General features: G+C 54.8%; 19 protein-coding genes. 18 read left to right on the top strand and 1 reads right to left on the bottom strand.

Going from position 1 to position 19,647, the window contains the following annotated elements; all coding sequences use genetic code 11:
* The first annotated feature begins 93 nt into the window (after positions 1-93).
* The 18 genes from K7H09_RS04625 (at position 94) to K7H09_RS04540 (ending at position 17,372) form a co-directional block, all read left to right on the top strand.
* On the top strand, positions 94-624 hold the full coding sequence (locus K7H09_RS04625; protein ID WP_041158158.1) for a YceD family protein: 531 nt from the start codon (positions 94-96) through the stop codon (positions 622-624).
* Positions 625-660: 36 nt separating this feature from the next.
* Complete coding sequence (gene rpmF / locus K7H09_RS04620) at positions 661-831, top strand: 50S ribosomal protein L32 (protein WP_007114757.1); 171 nt, start codon at positions 661-663, stop codon at positions 829-831.
* A 43-nt stretch (positions 832-874) separates the two neighbouring features.
* Positions 875-1,924 carry a phosphate acyltransferase PlsX gene (plsX, locus tag K7H09_RS04615; protein ID WP_230803779.1) on the top strand — a complete coding sequence of 350 codons (1,050 nt, stop codon included), beginning with the start codon at positions 875-877 and terminating at the stop codon, positions 1,922-1,924.
* Between the two features lie 113 nt (positions 1,925-2,037).
* Entirely contained in the window at positions 2,038-2,997 is a 960-nt protein-coding gene (gene fabD / locus K7H09_RS04610) for an ACP S-malonyltransferase (protein ID WP_022523876.1), read from the top strand.
* Between the two features lie 58 nt (positions 2,998-3,055).
* Positions 3,056-3,799 carry a 3-oxoacyl-ACP reductase FabG gene (gene fabG / locus K7H09_RS04605; protein WP_230803761.1) on the top strand — a complete coding sequence of 248 codons (744 nt, stop codon included), beginning with the start codon at positions 3,056-3,058 and terminating at the stop codon, positions 3,797-3,799.
* A 124-nt stretch (positions 3,800-3,923) separates the two neighbouring features.
* Positions 3,924-4,157: an acyl carrier protein gene (gene acpP / locus K7H09_RS04600; RefSeq protein WP_008956801.1), complete on the top strand. Its 234-nt coding sequence runs from the start codon at positions 3,924-3,926 to the stop codon at positions 4,155-4,157.
* A gap of 192 nt (positions 4,158-4,349) precedes the next feature.
* Positions 4,350-5,588, top strand: coding sequence for a beta-ketoacyl-ACP synthase II (gene fabF / locus K7H09_RS04595; RefSeq protein ID WP_230803759.1), 1,239 nt, complete (start codon positions 4,350-4,352; stop codon positions 5,586-5,588).
* 6 nt (positions 5,589-5,594) lie between these two features.
* Positions 5,595-6,407, top strand: a complete 813-nt coding sequence (gene pabC / locus K7H09_RS04590) for an aminodeoxychorismate lyase (protein WP_230803757.1) — start codon at positions 5,595-5,597, stop codon at positions 6,405-6,407.
* Positions 6,408-6,450: 43 nt separating this feature from the next.
* Positions 6,451-7,458 (top strand): endolytic transglycosylase MltG, encoded by a 1,008-nt coding sequence (gene mltG, locus K7H09_RS04585; RefSeq protein ID WP_022523872.1) that lies wholly within the window; start codon positions 6,451-6,453, stop codon positions 7,456-7,458.
* Between the two features lie 48 nt (positions 7,459-7,506).
* On the top strand, positions 7,507-8,160 hold the full coding sequence (gene tmk, locus K7H09_RS04580; RefSeq protein ID WP_022523871.1) for a dTMP kinase: 654 nt from the start codon (positions 7,507-7,509) through the stop codon (positions 8,158-8,160).
* Positions 8,151-9,137, top strand: coding sequence for a DNA polymerase III subunit delta' (locus tag K7H09_RS04575; RefSeq protein ID WP_022523870.1), 987 nt, complete (start codon positions 8,151-8,153; stop codon positions 9,135-9,137). The genes tmk and K7H09_RS04575 overlap by 10 nt, the downstream gene beginning before the upstream one ends.
* Positions 9,138-9,189: 52 nt before the next feature.
* The gene (locus tag K7H09_RS04570) at positions 9,190-9,525 is read left to right on the top strand and encodes a PilZ domain-containing protein (RefSeq protein ID WP_022523869.1); all 336 of its coding nucleotides are present in this window, start codon (positions 9,190-9,192) and stop codon (positions 9,523-9,525) included.
* Between the two features lie 62 nt (positions 9,526-9,587).
* The gene (locus tag K7H09_RS04565) at positions 9,588-10,418 is read left to right on the top strand and encodes a TatD family hydrolase (protein ID WP_009286419.1); all 831 of its coding nucleotides are present in this window, start codon (positions 9,588-9,590) and stop codon (positions 10,416-10,418) included.
* A gap of 39 nt (positions 10,419-10,457) precedes the next feature.
* Positions 10,458-11,030 carry a DUF1285 domain-containing protein gene (locus K7H09_RS04560; protein ID WP_027959114.1) on the top strand — a complete coding sequence of 191 codons (573 nt, stop codon included), beginning with the start codon at positions 10,458-10,460 and terminating at the stop codon, positions 11,028-11,030.
* Positions 11,027-13,237 (top strand): ATP-dependent helicase, encoded by a 2,211-nt coding sequence (locus tag K7H09_RS04555; protein ID WP_230803755.1) that lies wholly within the window; start codon positions 11,027-11,029, stop codon positions 13,235-13,237. Before K7H09_RS04560 ends, K7H09_RS04555 begins: the two co-directional genes overlap by 4 nt.
* Before the next feature lie 160 nt (positions 13,238-13,397).
* Complete coding sequence (locus tag K7H09_RS04550; protein ID WP_009286422.1) at positions 13,398-14,627, top strand: hypothetical protein; 1,230 nt, start codon at positions 13,398-13,400, stop codon at positions 14,625-14,627.
* Positions 14,628-14,638: 11 nt separating this feature from the next.
* Positions 14,639-15,076, top strand: a complete 438-nt coding sequence (locus K7H09_RS04545; protein ID WP_022523865.1) for a hypothetical protein — start codon at positions 14,639-14,641, stop codon at positions 15,074-15,076.
* 109 nt (positions 15,077-15,185) lie between these two features.
* Positions 15,186-17,372: a putative bifunctional diguanylate cyclase/phosphodiesterase gene (locus K7H09_RS04540; RefSeq protein WP_230803753.1), complete on the top strand. Its 2,187-nt coding sequence runs from the start codon at positions 15,186-15,188 to the stop codon at positions 17,370-17,372.
* A 71-nt stretch (positions 17,373-17,443) separates the two neighbouring features.
* On the opposite strand, the gene K7H09_RS04535 is transcribed toward K7H09_RS04540, so the two are convergent.
* Positions 17,444-19,108: an electron transfer flavoprotein-ubiquinone oxidoreductase gene (locus K7H09_RS04535; protein ID WP_174788136.1), complete on the bottom strand. Its 1,665-nt coding sequence runs from the start codon at positions 19,106-19,108 to the stop codon at positions 17,444-17,446.
* Positions 19,109-19,647 lie beyond the last annotated feature (539 nt).

Here is a 19,647-nt window from a genome sequence, read left to right as displayed (position 1 = left end):
TGAGGCCTATGTTGGTTATTTATTGAGGAAGCGATGAAGAAATACACCGACAGCTTTGACACCAGCAGGGGGAGTGCCTATCATTGCGCGCCTATGTTGACCTCACAACTCCCCAGTCGGGTGGAGCCTTATAAGCTCGCAGCCCGCCACGAACGAATCGAAGGCCTGGTAGCGCTGGATAAGCTGCCACGTCTTGCCGAAGAAGCGGGTGACCAAACCGGCGACTGTCATGTCGTGCTTGAGTTTGGTGTCGATGCTCAAGGCCGTCGTGAAATTCGTGGCCACTTGCAAGCGACGTTGGCGCTTGCCTGCCGACGCTGCCTAGTGCCGCTGCCTCAAGAGGTGAGTAGTGACTTTCTGCTTGGAATGGTCACTGATGAAGCCTTGGCGGCCGAGTTGCCTGCTAGTCATGAACCGGTGCTGGTGGAAAAGGAACAGCTGGATCTTCTGACGGTAGTTGAGGATGAATTGATTCTCAGCCTGCCCCAGGTGGTCTATCACGATGAAGCCGAATGTCATGTCTCGGCGGAGCAGCTGGTCAGCAAAACAGAAGGCGCGGCGTCAGATACAGCGCCAGCGACGAACCCTTTCGCGGTGCTGAATGTCTTGAAAGGCAAAAAATAAGCACCCTTTACCTTAAATACCTTGGAGTAAACCCCCATGGCAGTTCAACAGAACCGTAAAACTCGTTCCAAGCGCGGCATGCGTCGCAGCCACGATGCGCTGACCGCTCCGACGCTGTCTCAGGACAAAGAAACCGGTACGACTCACCTGCGTCACCACGTTTCTCCAGACGGTTTCTACCGTGGTCGTAAAGTGGTTGAGGTATAAGCCTCAATTGCATTACTAAGCGGCTAAACGGACTCAGTGCGGTATGCGCTTAGCGATTGATGTGATGGGGGGTGACCAAGGCCCTCATGCGATTATCGCAGGCTCCGCAAGGGCGGTGTTGGAACACCCCGGTCTTGAGCTGGTTCTGTTTGGCCCGCGTCAGCAGATTATTGCTGAGCTTTCGCGCTTGCCGCAGCCTCTGGCTGCGGCAACGTCACGTTTGGTGGCGCGTGATTCGCCCGATAGCGTAATGCCGGGGTCAACAGCGGCCTGGGCGTTGCGCAGAGGTGAGGCAACGAGCATGGCGCACATGCTGCAGTGCGTCGCCCAGGGTGAAGCTGTGGCTGGTGTAAGCGCAGGCAATACGGCAGCGCTTGTTGCCTTGGCAAGGCGCGAACTGGGGATGGTCGAGGGGATTTCTCGTCCGGCAATCAGTACCGCGATCCCAGCCTGCCAAGGGCGCCGCTGCTATTTGCTGGACTTAGGCGCCAACGTGGATTCCCCTGCCCATCGACTGGTCGATTTTGCACTGATGGGGGCGGCGATGGCGCAGTGTATCGATGGCACTGCGGTGCCGCGCGTGGCGCTACTCAACGTTGGCGCTGAAGCCACCAAGGGGAGTGTGAGCGTACGTGAGGCTGATCGTCTGCTGCGCGAGTATGCCAGTGGTAGTGCTTTCGACTATCAAGGCTATGCTGAGGGTGGCGACCTGTTTAAAGGCCAGCTTGATGTGGTGGTGTGTGATGGCTTTGTGGGCAACGCTGTCCTCAAGGCGAGCGAAGGTTTGACGAGTATGTTGGTTGAACGCGTGCAGATGGCGTTTGAGTCGCGCCTAAGTGGTCGTTTGGCAAGCCTACTGGCCAAGCCTGTGTTAAAGCGCTTAAAGCAAGAGCTTGATCCCGTGCGCTACAACGGGGCCAGTTTATTGGGGTTGCGCGGTATCGTAGTGAAAAGTCACGGCAGTACTCATGCCGATGGGTTTTACTACGCTATTCATCGCGCCCTGCAGGAAGTAGAACATAACTTACCTGCGCGGATCGCAGGCCGCTGGCAAGCGCCATCAAGTGAAAACGATGGCACAGGCCAGCCATGATCAGATAATAACGATTTAACTTTTTTGCGGGTTTATAGGTGGCATCAGGATGTGCCAATAACCTCGCCTATCGCTCATATGAGCAAATGCCTACAAGAGCAAAGGTGAACGACATGTCTCAACCCCTTGCCCTCATTTTTCCCGGGCAAGGCTCTCAGCAGCTTGGAATGCTGCGAGAGCTTGCCGAGCGCTATAGTGTGGTGGGAACGACATTTGAGGAAGCGTCGGATGCTTTGGGCTACGATTTGTGGAAAGTCGTCCAAGAAGGTCCCGAAGAGTCGCTTAATGCAACCGCTTGCACCCAGCCTGCGCTGCTTTCTGCCAGCGTCGCCATTTGGCGTGTGTGGCAAGAGCTGGAAGGGCCGCGGCCGACAGTGATGGCGGGCCATAGCCTAGGCGAATACAGCGCTATGGTGTGCGCAGGCGTCATGAGCTTTGCCGAAGGCGTCAACTTGGTACGTCTGCGCGGAGAAGCCATGCAGGCGGCAGTGCCTGCTGGCGAAGGCGGCATGGCGGCGATCCTGGGCTTGGCAGACGATGCGGTTGAAGCCGCCTGTGAAAAGGCTGCCCAGGGCGACGTTGTTTCAGCGGTCAACTACAATTCCCCAGGGCAAGTGGTGATAGCGGGCTCTAAAGTAGCCGTTGAGCGAGCTATTGTTGCTTGCCAGGAGGCCGGTGCCAGGCGTGCCATGGCATTGCCGGTTTCCGTGCCTTCGCACTGTGCATTGATGCGCCCTGCGGCCGAGCGCCTGGCAGAGGCGATACAAACTATCGAGCTGCGGGCGCCGCGCTACAGTGTCATCCAAAACGTCGATGCCCAGGCCCATGCCGATACCGCGACATTGAGCACGCGGCTAGTCGAGCAGCTCTATCAGCCGGTGCGTTGGAGCGCCTGTGTTGAAGCCATGGCGGATCAAGGCGTGGAGGTGTTCATTGAGTGCGGGCCAGGAAAGGTGTTGACTGGCCTCAATAAGCGTATCGTGAAGGGTAGCAAGGGATTGGCGGTGAATGATCCTGACAGTCTGGAAGCCGCGCTTGAGCTGGCGCGTGAAACCTTGGCTGATAAGGCGTGACCAAGAGAGATTGCAATCCACTATCCTTGCTTGATTACACGGTTAGAGGCAGAACGTTATGACACAAGAGAGTAGAGTTGCCCTGGTAACAGGGGCGAGTCGTGGTATTGGTCAGGCCATTGCTCGCGAGCTAGGTCGCCAGGGCCGTATCGTCATTGGCACCGCGACCAGTGAGTCTGGCGCTGAAAAAATTGATGCCGATTTGAAAGAGCACGGCATTGAAGGGGCAGGTCTATGTCTTAACGTGACCGACCAGACCAGTATCGATAGCGTATTGAAAACGATTACTGAGCGCTTTGGTGCGCCGACTATTTTGATCAACAACGCGGGTATCACGCGTGATAATCTGCTGATGCGCATGAAAGAAGATGAGTGGGATTCCGTCATGGATACCAATCTGAAATCTGTCTATCGTGTTAGCAAGGCGTGTTTACGGGGTATGACCAAGGCGCGGTTTGGGCGTATTGTGTCGATTAGTTCTGTAGTGGCAACCATGGGCAACCTGGGCCAAACTAACTATGCTGCAGCTAAGGCCGGTATGGAAGGTTTTAGCCGCGCGCTAGCGCGTGAGGTCTCCTCTCGTGCGATTACGGTTAACGCAGTGGCGCCGGGCTTTATTGCGACTGATATGACCGAAGCGCTACCTGAAGCACAGCACGAAATGCTGCTTAAGCAAATTCCGCTGGCCCGTTTAGGGGCGCCGGAAGAGATCGCCGCAGCAGTGGGTTTTTTGACCAGTGATGCAGCCGGTTATATCACTGGCGAGACGCTTCACGTGAATGGCGGCATGAATATGCGTTGATGGCCTTGGGCTTGGCGGTTGCGTCTACCCAAGGGCGTCTATAAACTACCCCGCAGCTTTTGGCTTGCGGTTTCCAAATAGCTGGTTATCAAAAACGGCTAATGTGAACGACTGGAGTACGTTAATGAGTACTATTGAAGAGCGCGTTAAGAAAGTTGTAGCAGAGCGCCTGAACGTTAAAGAAGAAGACATCCAAAACAGCTCTTCTTTTACAGAAGACTTGGGTGCTGATTCGCTCGACACCGTTGAGCTGGTCATGGCTTTGGAAGAGGAATTCGATACTGAAATTCCCGATGAAGAAGCTGAGAAGATCACCACGGTTCAAGAAGCCATCGATTACGTGAACGCCCACCAGTAAGGGCTGCGTCGATGCATCGAACCAGGGTGGGGTGCTAGCCACCCGCCTTAAAAGCCGTCCTTTTCCAGGACGGCTTTTTTGCTTTGCTGCCACAATGCTTATAACGTTCAATCTCCGTTATACTGTTGACCAAATTTAAGCAGCAAATGACCCAAGTGGGTCGCGTCACCATGGATGCCTGGAGGAAAGCTGATGGCACGGAAAAGGGTAGTGGTAACTGGGTTAGGCCTGGTGACCCCAGTGGGTAATAGCGTTGATGAGTCGTGGGCCAACATTGTGGCCGGTAAAAGCGGTATTACGCCTATTGAGCATTTCGACACCAGCGGTTTTAACACTCGTTTTGGTGGGTCGATCAAAAACTTTGATATTAGCCCGTATCTGAATCCTAAAGATGCCCGCAAGATGGATCTGTTTATTCAGTACGGAATGGCGGCGGGCGCCCAAGCGGTAGAAGATTCGGGGATTGAGTGCACCGAAGCGAATGCCGATCGCATCGGTGTGGCTATCGGCTCAGGCATTGGTGGCCTACCCATGATTGAGCATAACCACAACGCACTCAACAAAGGTGGCGCTCGCAAGATATCGCCATTCTTCGTGCCGGGCTCTATCATCAATATGATTTCGGGCAATATGGCGATTCAGCACGGCTTCAGAGGCCCGAACATTGCCATTACGACTGCCTGCACCACCGGTACTCATAATATTGGTTATAGCGCACGCACCATCGCCTATGGCGATGCGGACGTGATGATCTGTGGTGGGGCTGAAATGGCCACCACGCCGCTGGGCCTGGGTGGTTTTTCTGCGGCTCGCGCGCTCTCTACGCGTAATGACGATCCACAAGCGGCAAGCCGCCCTTGGGATACCGACCGTGATGGTTTCGTGTTATCCGATGGTGCCGGTGTGCTGGTGCTTGAGGAGTATGAGCACGCCAAGGCGCGGGGTGCCAATATCTACGCCGAGCTGGTGGGCTTTGGTATGAGCGATGATGCTTATCACATGACTTCACCGCCGGAAGATGGACGTGGCGCAGCGCTCTCCATGCGCAATGCGATTAAAGATGCCCAGGTTGACGTTTCTTCGGTTCACTACATCAACGCCCATGGTACCTCCACTGCGGCAGGCGATCTGGCCGAAAGTCGTGCCATTGAGAACGTCTTGGGTGGCGCTGCAAGCAGCGTGGCAGTGAGCTCCACCAAATCGATGATTGGCCACCTGTTGGGCGCCGCCGGTGCGGTAGAGGCGGTGTTTAGTATTCTGGCTATTCGTGATCAGGTCGCGCCGCCCACGATTAATCTGGATAACCCGCAGGAAGGCTGCAATCTGGACTATGTGCCGCATACTGCGAGGGATATGCGCATTGATATGGCGCTTTCAAATTCCTTCGGTTTTGGTGGTACCAACGGCTCGCTGCTATTTAAGAAGGTGTAGTTAGCGATGCTGACGCCTACGTTATGTGATGATCAATCTGTGCCGTTTGATGATCGTGGGCTGGCGTATGGTGATGGTCTGTTTGAAACGGTGCTATTACGTACGGGAAAGCCGGTGCTATGGCGCTATCACAGGGAGCGTCTGGCACAAGGTTGTCATCGCCTGGGGCTACCGTTACCTTGCCAGGAGGCCCTTGACGCCACTTGGCAAGGCGATCCCACTGCTGAGTTCGAAGTGCTTAAGCTGATACTGACCCGAGGCAGCGGCGGGCGTGGCTATGCCCAGCCCGATCAGATCACGCCGCGGCTGCTCAGTCGTCGAACGCCGTTTCAACCGTCGGTTAAGCGCTGGCAGGAAGGCGTGACAGTGCGGCTTTGCGATTTGCGGCTGGCCCGTCAGTCTCGGTTGGCAGGTATCAAGCACCTAAATCGACTGGAAAACGTACTGGCCCGCCAAGAGTGGGGCGATGCCACTATTGCCGAAGGATTGCTCGCCGACAGTGAAGGCCTTGTGATAGAAGCCACCAGCATGAATGTTTTTTGGCAGCAGGCGGGAAAAGTGTTAACGCCTCTGCTTGACCAGTGCGGTGTGGCTGGCACGTTGCGTGCTGCATTGCTTGAACACGGTGCCGTCGCTCAGGCGTCGCTGACGCTTCATCAACTTGCTGATGTCGAGCGGCTATGGGTGGCCAACTCTGTTCAGGGTGTATGGCCTGTTACCACCTTGCTTGCCGCGGATGGTTCACTGCTGCAGCGCTGGCCTCTGAGCCAGCCTGACCCGTTCCAGCGTTTGGCACATCAGCTATTGGGCGTTGTTTAAACGCCAGTGTTTAGATATCGCTCTGCAATTTTTTAGAGGTGTCATGGTGAAACGGTTATTAACCGCTTTATTGGTGTTAGTAGTGGTTGGGGCTGCAAGTGCAGCAGGCGGTTATTTCTATTGGCAGAGCCGATTAGAGGCACCGCTAGCGCTCGATGAGCCAATGCTTTACCAAGTGCCCTCTGGTGCGGGCTTTAATCAGGTCGTGGCGCAATTGGAAGAGCAGGGCGTGCTGGAGGATGCTTGGGCGTTTCGCTTGCTAGCGCGGGTCGAGCCGGAACGCGTGCCGCAACTGCGTACCGGCGAGTATCAGCTATTGCCGAATATGAGCGGTCTGGAAATGATGGCACTGCTGGGTAGCAATAAGGTGGTTACCTACTCGCTGACCATTCCTGAGGGGTGGTCTTTTCGGCAGATGCGCGAATTACTCAATGCGGCGCCGAAACTCGACCACCGCACGGCGGAGTTGAGCGATGCAGAGGTGATGACGTTACTCGATCGAGAAGGCACCTTTCCCGAGGGCTGGTTCTTTCCCGATACCTATCGATATCATCTGGGTATGAGCGATGTCGATATCCTGCGCCAGTCATTGGAGCGGATGGAGCGCATTTTGGAAGAGGTGTGGGAGGAGCGCGCGGACGACCTAACCATTGACTCCCCCTACGAAGCGCTGATTATGGCCTCCTTGATCGAGCGGGAAACCGGTGCGCCCGAGGAGCGGCGCGAAATTGCCGGTGTGTTCAAGCGCCGCATGGAGCAGGGCATGCGCCTGCAAACCGACCCGACGATTATTTACGGTATGGGGGAGCGTTATGAAGGGCGAATTACCCGCGCCGATATTCGCGAGGCCACGCCCTATAACACTTACGTCATTGACGGCATACCGCCCACGCCGATTGCCATGCCTGGGCGTGCCTCCTTGGAGGCAGCGGTGAATCCACTGCCTGGCGAAACGCTCTATTTCGTTTCCCGTGGCGATGGCACGCACCATTTCTCGCGTACGCTGCGGGAGCATAACAATGCCGTTAATCGCTATATCCGCAATCGCTAAACGCCATGACACATCACCCATGATTGATGACCACTGTAAGGGAGCATGATGAGTAAGCGTGGACGCTTCATTACGCTGGAAGGCGGCGAAGGTGTGGGTAAATCCACCAATGTGGGCTTTGTGGCCGAGTGTTTGGAGGCCCAGGGGTTGGAAGTGGTGCGTACCCGCGAGCCGGGCGGCACCGTTCGTGGTGAAGCTATTCGCGCACTGTTACTGGATCCTGTCCCCCAAGAGCCGCTACATGTCGACGCTGAGCTGCTGCTAATGTTCGCCGCGCGAGCGCAGCACTTGGCGGAAAAAATACTCCCCGCCTTGGCAAGAGGGGCGTGGGTAGTGTGTGATCGCTTTACCGATGCCACCTTTGCCTATCAGGGCGGGGGGCGGGGCATTCCCAAGGAGCGTATCGCCGTGCTGGAGAATTTTGTTCAGCAGGGGCTCTCTCCCGATTTAACCCTACTGCTCGATATGCCCAAAGAGGCTGCAAGACAACGCTTAGAGTCGCGCCTGCGTGATCGCCATGAGCAGCTTGATCGTTTTGAACAGGAGCAGGCTGACTTTTTCCAGGCTGTGCGGGATGGCTATTTGGCACGAGCGGAAGAAGCGCCCGAGCGCTTTGCGGTGATCGATGCACAATACACACTGGATAAGGTACAAAGCCAAATCCGACAAGTCCTATTAACAAAGGTCGCGGCATGGCGTTAACCGGCGTAATGCCGTGGCACCAAGCCACCTGGCAGCATTTGACCCGCTTGGCTGATGGTGGACGGATGCCCCACGCGTTGTTAATTCACGGCGCCCACGGCGTGGGTAAGCAGCAGTTAGCGGAGGCGTTAATTGCCCGAACGCTATGCGCCTCGCCCGCTGATCAAGCCTGTGGCCATTGCCATAGCTGCTCGATGCTGGAATCGGGCTATCACCCGGATCTGCTGCGGGTTTCACCAGAAGAGGGAAAGCGCCAAATCCGCATTGACCCTATCCGCGAGGTTAATCGCTTTGTGTCGCAAACGGCTCAGCAGGGCGGTTATCGAGTGATTGTGGTTTCCCCCGCCGAGGCAATGAACGTTGCCGCCGCCAATGCGCTGCTCAAAAGCCTTGAAGAGCCCGGTGACAAAACCCTGTTTATTCTGCTTTCCGACGTGCCGTCGCGGATGCTGGCGACGATCCGTTCGCGCTGTCAGCAGTGGTCACTACCCAGCGTTGCCTTTGAGGCGTGTCGTGGTTGGTTGATTGAGCAATTGGGCAGCACTGACGAAGCCTACTTCTGGTGGCAGGTAGCGGGTGGGCTACCACTGCTCGCCGTGGAGCTGGCAGCGCCCGAAGAGCGCGCTTTACGCCATCAAATTCACGACAGTTTCGAACAGCTGGTGCGCGGGGCCGAGCCCGTTTCAGAGGCGGCCCGTCTGGATCGCCAGGCGATTGATGCCATCTTGTGGTACGGTATCGCCTGGCTGGAAGACCTGATTCGTCTAGGTTTGTCTGGGGAGGCGGCGGTGTTGCATAACCCTGATTTAGAACCGCTCTACCGCCAGGCGGTGAAAAATGGTCGTGTTCAGGATTGGTTTCGCCTGCTCGATTATGCCCGCGAGCAGCGACGGTTGTTGGCGGTGGGGGCAAACCCCAATCCTCAGCTAGTGCTTGAAGCATGGCTGGTGCGCTGGGCGGCGCTGCTGCGTTCATAGTGGTGTTTATTCAATCCCCCACGGCTGTTCAAAACAGTGCAGCGAGGTCGTCATGGCAGCTCAGAAAGCGCTCTCTCTTACCGTTCCGGATGTTCCGACACTGCTTTCCGCGTATATGCCTTTTCTGGATCGCGGGGGGATTTTTGTACCTACTCAAACCCCTTACGCACTTGGCCAGCAAGTGTTTTTGCTGCTTACGCTGCCGGGTGAAAGCGAGCGCCTTTCAATTACCGGCCAGGTGGTGTGGGTATCTCCAGAGGGGGTGAGTGGCCGCCGTATGCCAGGCATTGGCCTTCACTTCAGCCAGCAGGACTATCCCGTGCGTGACCGCATTGAGGCGCTGCTTGCCGGTCAATTAGATAAAGCAGCTCCATCGTTCACGCTCTGAATGCCATTTTTCTGATCCAGTCGTTATGGCCTATCTGTTTTGACCTATTTGTTGAGAACCGTATGTTTGTTGATTCACACTGTCACTTAGATCGTTTATCCGACCAGACCCATGGGGGCGATATTGCCGCCACTTTGGCCGCCGCCCGCGCTGCCCATGTCAGCCAATTTCTTGCTGTAGCGGTTACCCTAGAAGACATGCCGCAGCTTGCGGCCATTTCACGCGAACATCACGATGTGGCGATTTCCGCTGGTTTGCACCCCCTGCACCACAGTGAGAATGAACCCAGCGTTGCCGATATAAAAGACACCGCTGAGCAGTATGGTGCGGTGGCAATCGGCGAAACTGGCCTGGATTACCACTATCGCGACAGCGTACCTATCGAGATTCAGCACGAGCGCTTCAAGCGTCACTTAATCGCCGCGCGTGAGTTAGAACTGCCGGTGATTATTCATACCCGCGAAGCCAAAGAGGAAACCTTGGCCTTGCTACGTGAATATAGCGACCCGCGAGTGGGCGGTGTATTACACTGTTTTACTGAAGACTTGGCGATGGCCCGTGAAGCGGTGCGGCTGGGTTTTTATATCTCGCTGTCTGGCATTATTACTTTTCGAAACGCCGCTCCGCTGCGTGAACTTGCCCGTCAACTGCCGCTGGATCGCCTGCTGATTGAGACCGATAGCCCTTATCTAGCACCCGTTCCTCATCGCGGCAAGCCCAATGAGCCCGCGTGGGTGGTGCAAGTAGCTGAGTGCATCGCCAAGGAGCGAGGTATCAGTGTCGATGAAGTGGCCATGCAGACGACCGCTAACTTTTATCAGCTTTTTCGTGCCGCCGCTCCCGATGCCCCGGAACACGTTAAAGAGGCGTTGGCCCACTCAGGGCTTCTATAGCCTGAAGTGCCTTGAATACGCTCAAGCGAGGTGGGTGAGATGAATATTGATCGATTGCTGCAGCAAGGTAATGGAGATGAAGGGCGCACTGGCGCTATTCCTCCACTCGATGAGTGGCAGCCTGCGCTCTCTGGCGATATGAACATCATCATTCACGCCGATGGTCGCTGGTCGCACGAAGGTCAGCCGTTTGCCCGACCCAAGGTGGCACGCCTATTGGCAACGCTGCTGCGCCTGGATGACGAGGGTTACTGCCTGGTTACGCCGGTAGAGCGCTGGCGAATAAAGGTCGAAGACCTGCCATTGGTGGCGGTAGAGGCTGACTTCCGTGACGGTGCCTGGTGGTTTACCACCCAGTTTGACGACGTTGTTCGCTTAGATGCCGAGCATCCGCTCACCGTCACCTCAACCCCCCAAGGTGAGGCGGTGCCACAGCTGCCAGTGCGTTTTGGGCTAGCTGCCCGCTTGCACCGCAATGTCTATTACCAGTTGGTTGAGGCGGCTGAAAGCCGTGATGTGGCCGGTGGCAAGAGTGAACTGGGGCTAACGAGTGCCGGTCAGTGGTTTGCGCTGGGTCAGGTGGATGATGAATTACTTGGCGAGGCGCCGTGAAGTTAACTGCTGAACAGCAAGCTGTTGTTAATCATCAGGCCGGGCATGCGCGCGTGGCAGCGGTGGCCGGGGCAGGCAAAACCACCACCATGGCCGCTCGGGTGCTGCATCTATTGGCCAGCGGTGTACCGCCAAAACGTATTTTAGTGCTGATGTTTAACCGCTCAGCAAAGGATGATTTTCAGCGTCGTTTAGCCGCAATGGCACCTGCCGGGCAGGCATTGCCCGATGTCCGCACCTTCCACTCCCTGGGGCACCGCTTGACTCAAAGCTTATGCCGCTGGGGGGCGCTAGCGCCGCGCAAGCTATTATCCGCCGATTGGCAATTAGAGAGGCTGCTTCGTCAGGCAAGTATTAATGTACTGCGTGATGCCGTTGAGCGCCGAGATGCTGCTCTGGAAGGGGATCGGCTAGAAACCTTAGCCCACTTTTGCGGCTTGGTTAAAGCAGAAATGATCACCCCAGAGGCGCTCTATGAGCGGCTGAATTTTGATCCAGACACCGACTATTTCCCAGCGGCGTTTGCCGAAGCAGAGAGGCTATTGGAAGCGGAAGGCGTGATGACTTATGCCGATCTGCTTTATCGTCCGCTGTTGGCGCTAGAAGCAGATAGTGCTTTACGTGGTCGCGTCGAAGGGTTCCTCGACCATGTCATTATTGATGAGTATCAGGATATTAACGCCGCACAGCAGCGACTTTTATCTGTGTTGGTGGGCACTCGTGCCGAGGTAATGGCAGTTGGCGATGCCAACCAGTGTATTTACGAGTGGCGCGGTGCCAAGCCCGACACCATGCTGGAAAATTTCGCCGCCACCTTTGGCGAAGCGACCGATTACCCACTATCAACCACCTTCCGGCACGGTCATGCGTTGGCGCTGGCTGCTAACCATGCCATTGCCGCTAACCAGCGGCGTCCTAATCAGCTATGCCTTGCAGCGGCTAATAACCCGGAGACCCGCGTCTCAGTCGGGCAGGGGAGCCGTTTGCTACTTGATGCGTTGATGGACTGGCAGGCCCAGGGACGAGCGTTTAACGAAGCTAGTTTGCTGGTACGCAGTTGGGCGCTTTCGGTGCCGTTTCAACTGGCGCTGCTACAAGCAGGGATTCCATTTCGGCTTCAGCGCGAGGATCGTTTTGTGTTTCGTCTGCCGCTGGTGCAGGCCTTGGCGGGCTATTTAAAGCTGTCGCGTCGTCCAGATCTTCTTCGCGACCCGCAGCAACTGTTACTGCTGCTTTCACAGCCGACCCCCTTCGTTGCCCGTGAGCGGCTTCAGCGCTTGGCGCACCAACTGGCGACTACTCAGCAGTGGCCCGAGCGGCATGACGCCATGTTAACGGCGTTAAAGCCGATCCAGAGGCGCACGCTGAAAAAGCGCTGGCTGCTGCTTTGTGAGTTGCCACAGCTGAGTGCATGGCCACCCGCGAAGTTGCTACGCCATGTGGTGGAAAGCATTGATGCTGAAAAAACGCTTAAGCGTGCGGCAGCGCGGCGGGATAAAGGCGAAGAGGATGTGCGCTTACTTGACGTGCTGATCGAACAAGCGCAAAGCGTGCAAGACCCGGATGCCTTTATCGAACTTCTTGAGCGCCCGGTAGAAAATCAGGCGGGTGGTGTGCTGATTAGCACTGTGCACGGGGCCAAAGGGCTGGAGTGGCCACTGGTAGCGGTAGCCGGTGTTAACGAAGAAGACTTTCCTCACTATAGCCGCGATAACCCGCTCAGCGATGAGCGGCTTGAGGAGGAGCGGCGGCTCTTCTACGTGGCAATTACCCGCGCCCAGGAGCAGCTATTAGTGCTTCATGATGGGGGCGTGCACCGGCCGAGTCGCTTTATTGCCGAAAGCGCCTGGCAGGATAGCATGCGGGTTGCCTCCTGCTTGGCCAGTACCAGTGCGCCCGCGGCGACCCTGCAAGTGACATCGGTGGGCCTGGTTGAACGCTATCTGATGCGGCTGGGGCGAGACGATATTGCGCTTGCGCCGGCACAGGTTGATGAGGTCAAAGCAGGTTATTCAGCAGAGGCGAATTTCTACCCTGGTCAACGGCTTCATCACGCGGTATTTGGCGTAGGCGAAGTGGCGGCGGTGGAGGGAAGCGCCAGCGACCCGGTCATTGATGTGCGTTTTGATCAGGCAGGGCGAAGGCGACTCATTGCCCGCCGCGCACCCATTGAGCTACTCGAAAATGGCTCAACGCTTGCTGGGTAAGTCATTGATTTTCTAATAGTACACACTCTTTCACATTTGAACTCAAATTAAGCTTTAGAGCTGTTTGACTTAGCATCGCCCTGCCGATTTAATACCCACACTTCTACCGAGTTAATACTCAGCAGCTCATAGTATATAACTAATGAAATAGGGAACGAGCATGGTAAGGCAAGTCACTTGGCTTTGCGCCATTTTGATCGTTACCCAAAGCGGCGCCTTGCTTGCTGATAACTCCCTACCTAATCTTGAATTCAATGGTTTTGGCACGCTGGGGGTCGTTCACTCTGACGAGCAAAATGCTGACTTCATTAATGACCCTTTTGCTTCACAAGGTGCTGGATACAGCCATGATTGGAGCGCAGAAGTTGATAGCCGCTTAGGGCTTCAAGCTACGCTGCATCTCACGCCTAAACTGTCCTCGGTTGTTCAAGTAGTCAGCGAGAAGCGGTATGACGGCTCTTACGCACCTGAGATTGAATGGGCGAATGTTCAATACGACATTACCCCTAATCTTAGTTTCCGCGTTGGGCGTATGGTGCAGAGCTCATTCATGGCTTCTGAACATCGTAAAGTTAATTACGCCACTCCATGGGTGCGGCCTCCGCAAGAAGTTTATCGTCTAATGCCGGTGGCTAATTTTGACGGTGTTGATATGCGCTATCGATACCCAGTAGGGGAGACTACCAATGAATTGCAGTTGAATTTTGGTGGTGGCAGCGTTGATTACTCAACGGGTAGTATCGACGCCAGCGATTCCTGGGGCGTTTCTCACCGTACTCATTGGGGGGATGCCACCCTGTTCGCCAGCTACGGCGAACTGAAAGTAAGCGCAGATGAACTCTCACAATTTTTCGATGTTTACCGCCTCTTTGGTCTACCCGGTGAACAGCTTGCTAGCCGCTACGAAGTTGATGGTAAGCGTACGAGCCTGCTGAGTTTAGGGTTAGGTTATGACCCTGGGTCATGGTTTGTTATGGGCGAGTGGGCACGCTCTTCGTCGCCTTCTCTGTTAGGGGAGAGCGAAGGAGCCTACATGACGTTAGGTTACCGTGTCGCCGAGTGGACACCGTATGTAGGTGTGGCGCGAGCAAAAGTCACCAGCAATACGTCAGAGCCTGGGCTAAATGCTGCCCTGTATCCATCGCCCTTTGCAGAAGGTGCCCAGCTCCTTAACGGGATGTTGAATGAGCTACTATCCAGCGGAATACAGCAAGAAAGCATAACGGTTGGCGCACGCTGGGATTTCAGACCGGGTATGGCTCTTACGGCCCAATATGATCACATCGATATGCGCTCAGGGACATCAGGGGGGCTGATTAATCAACAGCCCGAGTTTACCCCAGGTGGACGTATTAACCTGTTCAGCCTTTCGCTCGACTTTGTGTTTTAAGGAGAGTGGCCATGCTTAAACGTCTAACTGGATCCGGAATCAGCCTCTTATTGGGGGCGATGTTGAGCATGACTTATCATCCTGCTTCAGCCGAAGTATTGGTGGTGGTATCAGCCGAGGCGCCTTTTACTCGCCTTACCAGCAGCGATTTAAGGGATGTTTATTTAGGGCGCCGCACGCTAATAGTTAACGGAGCACAGGTGGTGCCCTTGGATCTGACTGAAGGTACGGCAGCGAGAAGTGAGTTCTACACCCGCTACACGGGGCAAACCCCTGCGCAGATCAAGGCACACTGGGCCAGGCAGATATTTACCGGGCGAGGGCAGCCGCCCCAAGCGCTGGCTAATAGTCGCGCAGTGGTAGAGCGATTAGTCAGTGATGCAAAAGCACTGGGCTATATAGACCCTTCCTTTCTTGATGAGCGTTTGAGAGTGGTGACAATTGAGTAGTCTCAATGATCCAAGAGGCCCGAGCCGGGTCAGCTCATCCAGAGCCTTTATTCATCGATGGTCACATCATCTTGTAGAGCCACTGGTACTCTTTAGCATCGTGGCTTTTATGATGTTACTAGTTATATGGGGAAGTACTTATTTTTTAGTCAATAAAGAGCGTATGTCCATTGAGCGCCAGGCAGAGCTGTCCGTAGGTGAAATCACCGACACCTACGAAGCAAGGGTTGTAAGGGCCCTCAGGGAAATTGACACGACACTGAAGTTAGTACGTTTTACCGCCAATAGCAGCAATCACTCGAGCGTGCTCAGTGTGTTAAATGAGCAGCGGCTGCTGCCTCCCGCACTGCTTTTTACCATCAGTATTGTTGATTCGCAGGGTATGGTTGTTGAGACCACTGATCCTGGGCTGCTTGGGCAGCGCCTAACGCCTCCTGCGCAAGCAATGCTGGACGATGATTACTTAGCCGTGGGAGAAAAGGATGCTAACCAGATTACCTTTACTCGGCCATTAAGGCCTGAGCAAGAATCTGCGCAAGGGGGAGGCTCAGGCTGGGTCATCATCGCTATTGATGCCAATTACTTTGTGAGCAGTTATGAAGTTCGGTCTTTGGGCCAGCAGGGCATGCTGGCACTCGTCGGTGCGGATGGCATCGTACGGGTCAGGCGTTCTGGAGATGTGATCCATTCAGGCGAGTTAATGGATATAGGAGCCTGGAAAAGTAGCACACTGGATGCTGTTAGTGCGCCCTTTATGACCCACTGGCAAGGGGTTGAGCGTTACACACTGGTGCGCGAGCTGTATGATTTTCCACTCTCGATCGTGGTAGGGCTCTCTGCCCAGGAGCAGTTGGCCGCAGCTCACCAGCTTGCGCGAAACTATTGGCAGCGGGCCGGTTGGACTAGCGGCCTGCTACTCATCATTCTGGCTATACTCGGTCGTTTGAGCTGGCAACTTCAGTGGGCGCGGCGGCGGGTAATGGAAGAGCGTGTATCACATGCTCAGCAGGTCGAACACTTAGCTTTCCATGACACGCTAACCGATTTGCCTAATCGAGCCTTTTTGAGCCACTTGATTACTCAGGCCGTGAAGCTTGGCGGTCGCCATAGTGAATCCTTCGCGCTGCTTTTCTTGGATCTTGACCGCTTTAAGTTAATCAATGACACCTTGGGTCACGATGCCGGAGACCATCTCCTGCAAGAAGCAGCAAGTCGACTGACCACTTCGGTGCGTGAAAGTGATGTCGTCGCTCGGTTAGGGGGCGATGAATTTGTCATCCTTTTGAGTAAGGTTAGTCGACGAGACCAGATTGAGCCCATCGCCCAAAAAATTCTTTCAGCCATCAGAGAGCCCTTTATGCTAGCGGGCCAGGAGTGCCATGTCTCGGTAAGTATTGGTGTCTCGCTGTATCCGTTTGACGGGCTTGACGAGCAAACATTAATGAAAAGCGCTGATATGGCGATGTATCAGGCGAAGCTGCTGGGCAAAAACACTGTCCAGTTCTATACCGATGAATTAAGTGCGGAGATGGATGTGCGTTTAACCTTGGAGTCTGGCCTGCATCGTGCGCTTGTGAGTCATGAGTTTAGGTTGTTCTTCCAGTCAAAGCATGACGTCGAAGTAGGTAGCACGCTTGGCATGGAGGCATTGCTTCGTTGGCAGCATCCAACGCTTGGATTGCTGGAACCCGCCCAATTCATGCCCCTGGCTGAAGAGAGCGGTTTGGCCATGCCTATCGCTCAATGGGTGCTCGAAAATGCCTGTAGGCAAAACATGCTGTGGCAACAAGAAAGGTTTCCCGCATTAACGATGGCGGTCAGGATTTCTGCACGCCAATTTTACGACAACAGCTTTGTGGAGAGTATCAAGGAGGCATTAGCCACTACTGGAATGGATCCCTGGCTACTTGAGTTGGAAATGACAGAGAGCATGCTGCTGCAGGATGTTCAGCGTACGGCGAGTCTCTTTGCCGAGATTAAAAAACTCGGGGTTAAGATAGTCATTGACGATTTTGGTACAGGGTATTCTTCTTTATCTGACTTAAACGCTTTGCCTGTCGATACGTTAAAAGTAAGTTCTTCTTTGGTTAAGCGCTTATCAGGCACTCGTCGCGACCAGCAGTTATCGTCATCGGTCATTGAGTTGGGTAAACGTCTAGGGATGCAGGTGTTCGCGAAAGGGGTCGCTTCTCATGAGCAGTCCCATTTCATAGGCAGCCACTCCAGTCTCCCTTTTCACGGCTTTTATAGTAATAGACCGTTATCAGCAGAGGAGAGCTGTCAAAGGGAGAAATAGCCCAGACAGACACCGCTTACCCTTTTACAGCCAATGTAGGGCAAGCAGTGCACAGGTTTTAGCCGACTACTTTACATATTAGGGTAGTTGGGTCCGCCACCGCCTTCTGGTGCTACCCAGGTAATATTTTGCGCTGGGTCTTTGATGTCGCAAGTTTTGCAGTGCACGCAGTTTTGGAAATTGATCTGAAAGCGTGGCTGGCCCGCGCTATCCTCTACCACTTCGTAAACACCGGCCGGGCAGTAGCGCTGCGCCGGTTCTGCGTATTTGGGCAGGTTTTCGCGGATCGGTAGCTCAGGATCGTCCAGGCGCAAATGACACGGCTGATCCTCTTCATGGTTGGTGTTCGACAGAAACACAGAGGTAGGCTTGTCGAAGGAGAGCTTGCCGTCCGGTTTGGGATAGTTAATCTTTTCAAACTCGGCTGCAGGCTTGAGGGCGCCATAGTCTGTGGTGGTGTCGTGGACGTTAGGCAGCTTGTTGCCCAGCAACTGGTGAGCAAAATTATATGCTCCACCGCCCACAGTGCCATATTTATGGATCGCGGGGCCGAAGCTGGCGCTCTCTTTAAGCTCTTGGTAGGCCCAGCTGGCTTCCCATTTCTGGATAAAGCTCGTTAGCTCCTGGGCGCCTTCATCACCACCTTTGATCGCCTCAAATACGCTCTCCGCGGCAACCAAACCAGACTTCATGGCGGTGTGCAGGCCTTTGATCTTGGAAAAGTTGAGAGTGCCCGCATCGCAGCCAATCAATAGCCCGCCGGGGAAGGTCATTTTGGGTAGGCTGTTAAAGCCCCCCTTGGTAATCGCCCGGGCGCCATAAGCCACGCGCTTGCCCCCCTCCAGATACTGACTAAGTACCGGATGATGCTTCATACGCTGAAATTCGTCGAAGGGCGAGAGCCACGGGTTCTGGTAGCCCAGATCCATAATCAAACCCACCACCACCTGCTGGTTTTCCGCATGGTAAAGAAACCAGCCGCCGTGAGCGTTTTTATCTAATGGCCAGCCAGAACCATGCAACACAAGCCCAGGCTCATGTTTGTCGGCAGGCACATCCCACAGCTCTTTAAGGCCGATACCGTAGTGTTGCGGGTCGCGACCTGCATCCAGTGAGAAGTCTTTGATTAAGCGCTTGCCCAAATGCCCCCGCGAGCCTTCGGCAAACAGCGTGTATTTGGCGCGTAGTTCCATGCCCGGCATATGGCCATCTTTAGGGGTGCCATCTGCGGCAACACCCATGTCGCCAATCAGAATACCGCGCACGGCGCCTTCTTCAATAATGACCTCTTGGGCGGCAAAGCCTGGGAAGATTTCTACGCCGAGGCCCTCTGCCTGTTCCGCCAGCCAGCGGCACAGATTGCCTGCACTGATTACATAGCGGGTAAGCTCGCCGCCGGTGTTATGCATGCTTTTAGGTACCAAGGCGTTGGGCACTTTCTGCGCTTTTTCGGCGTCTTTGAGCAAGAAAACGTCATCGCGAATCGCCGGGGTATTGAGCGGTGCGCCGCGCTCTTCCCAATCTGGAAACAGTTCCGCCAGTGCGCGAGGTTCAAAGACCGCGCCCGATAAAATATGTGCACCAACTTCTGAGCCTTTCTCAACGACGCAAACCGTGAGCTCTTGCTCAGCCTCGTTGGCTTGCTGCATTAGTCGGCATGCGGCGGAAAGCCCGGATGGGCCCGCACCGACAATGACGACATCAAAGTCCATTACATCGCGTTCTACAGTTTCCACCCGGTTTCTCCTTATTCTCTTTAAGTGCCAGCGTTTACAAAGCTAATCTAAGGTTAACTCCAGGGAACTAGCTTATAAAAAGTCGGCCTTAATTTAAAACGGTCGTTTGCTTCTGGTTATGCCCCATGATAGGCATAATACCTGTGTCAGGTCACGCCTACGATGGTGAAAGGAGCATTTATTGACGGTATGCTTTGTTAACCCTCGTTCAGTGCTACGACTAAGGCCGTAGTGGATGATTAAGCATTAGGTATTGTCGCTTTGTGGCAGGCTATGGCAAATTGGGAGGGTTTTTCAATTGCGCACCTATCAAACGCTCGATTGAATTTTATGCATTGAATTTAAAAGCGCCGCCATTTTTTGTTGGCAGCGCCTGTATTGGGGCAGGCGAATCGCTGTTGAGCGATTGCCGGTAAGTCTTCAATACACCACACATCTTAAAAAGGGGTATCCGCTGGGCGGGTGCCGTCTCAGGGTAACGGCTTTACGACAAGCCAAGCGAGGAACCTATGAAAGTACTCGTCGCGGTGAAACGCGTC

This window comes from Halomonas sp. IOP_14 (genome assembly GCF_021021315.1).
Lineage (GTDB): Bacteria > Pseudomonadota > Gammaproteobacteria > Pseudomonadales > Halomonadaceae > Vreelandella > Vreelandella titanicae.
The sequence above is the reverse complement of the archived record's forward strand: the minus strand, read 5'-3'. Positions and strand labels throughout refer to the sequence as shown.

Bases quoted from the DNA above. Each gene is read 5' to 3' on its own strand.
- tmk (WP_022523871.1), top strand. From the start codon at position 7,507: ATGAGTAAGCGTGGACGCTTCATTACGCTGGAAGGCGGCGAAGGTGTG.
- K7H09_RS04575 (WP_022523870.1), top strand. From the start codon at position 8,151: ATGGCGTTAACCGGCGTAATGCCGTGGCACCAAGCCACCTGGCAGCAT.
- pabC (WP_230803757.1), top strand. From the start codon at position 5,595: ATGCTGACGCCTACGTTATGTGATGATCAATCTGTGCCGTTTGATGAT.
- fabD (WP_022523876.1), top strand. From the start codon at position 2,038: ATGTCTCAACCCCTTGCCCTCATTTTTCCCGGGCAAGGCTCTCAGCAG.
- K7H09_RS04570 (WP_022523869.1), top strand. From the start codon at position 9,190: ATGGCAGCTCAGAAAGCGCTCTCTCTTACCGTTCCGGATGTTCCGACA.
- K7H09_RS04550 (WP_009286422.1), top strand. From the start codon at position 13,398: ATGGTAAGGCAAGTCACTTGGCTTTGCGCCATTTTGATCGTTACCCAA.
- acpP (WP_008956801.1), top strand. From the start codon at position 3,924: ATGAGTACTATTGAAGAGCGCGTTAAGAAAGTTGTAGCAGAGCGCCTG.
- fabG (WP_230803761.1), top strand. From the start codon at position 3,056: ATGACACAAGAGAGTAGAGTTGCCCTGGTAACAGGGGCGAGTCGTGGT.
- K7H09_RS04625 (WP_041158158.1), top strand. From the start codon at position 94: ATGTTGACCTCACAACTCCCCAGTCGGGTGGAGCCTTATAAGCTCGCA.
- K7H09_RS04560 (WP_027959114.1), top strand. From the start codon at position 10,458: ATGAATATTGATCGATTGCTGCAGCAAGGTAATGGAGATGAAGGGCGC.
- rpmF (WP_007114757.1), top strand. From the start codon at position 661: ATGGCAGTTCAACAGAACCGTAAAACTCGTTCCAAGCGCGGCATGCGT.
- K7H09_RS04565 (WP_009286419.1), top strand. From the start codon at position 9,588: ATGTTTGTTGATTCACACTGTCACTTAGATCGTTTATCCGACCAGACC.
- K7H09_RS04545 (WP_022523865.1), top strand. From the start codon at position 14,639: ATGCTTAAACGTCTAACTGGATCCGGAATCAGCCTCTTATTGGGGGCG.
- K7H09_RS04540 (WP_230803753.1), top strand. From the start codon at position 15,186: ATGATGTTACTAGTTATATGGGGAAGTACTTATTTTTTAGTCAATAAA.
- plsX (WP_230803779.1), top strand. From the start codon at position 875: ATGCGCTTAGCGATTGATGTGATGGGGGGTGACCAAGGCCCTCATGCG.
- fabF (WP_230803759.1), top strand. From the start codon at position 4,350: ATGGCACGGAAAAGGGTAGTGGTAACTGGGTTAGGCCTGGTGACCCCA.
- mltG (WP_022523872.1), top strand. From the start codon at position 6,451: ATGGTGAAACGGTTATTAACCGCTTTATTGGTGTTAGTAGTGGTTGGG.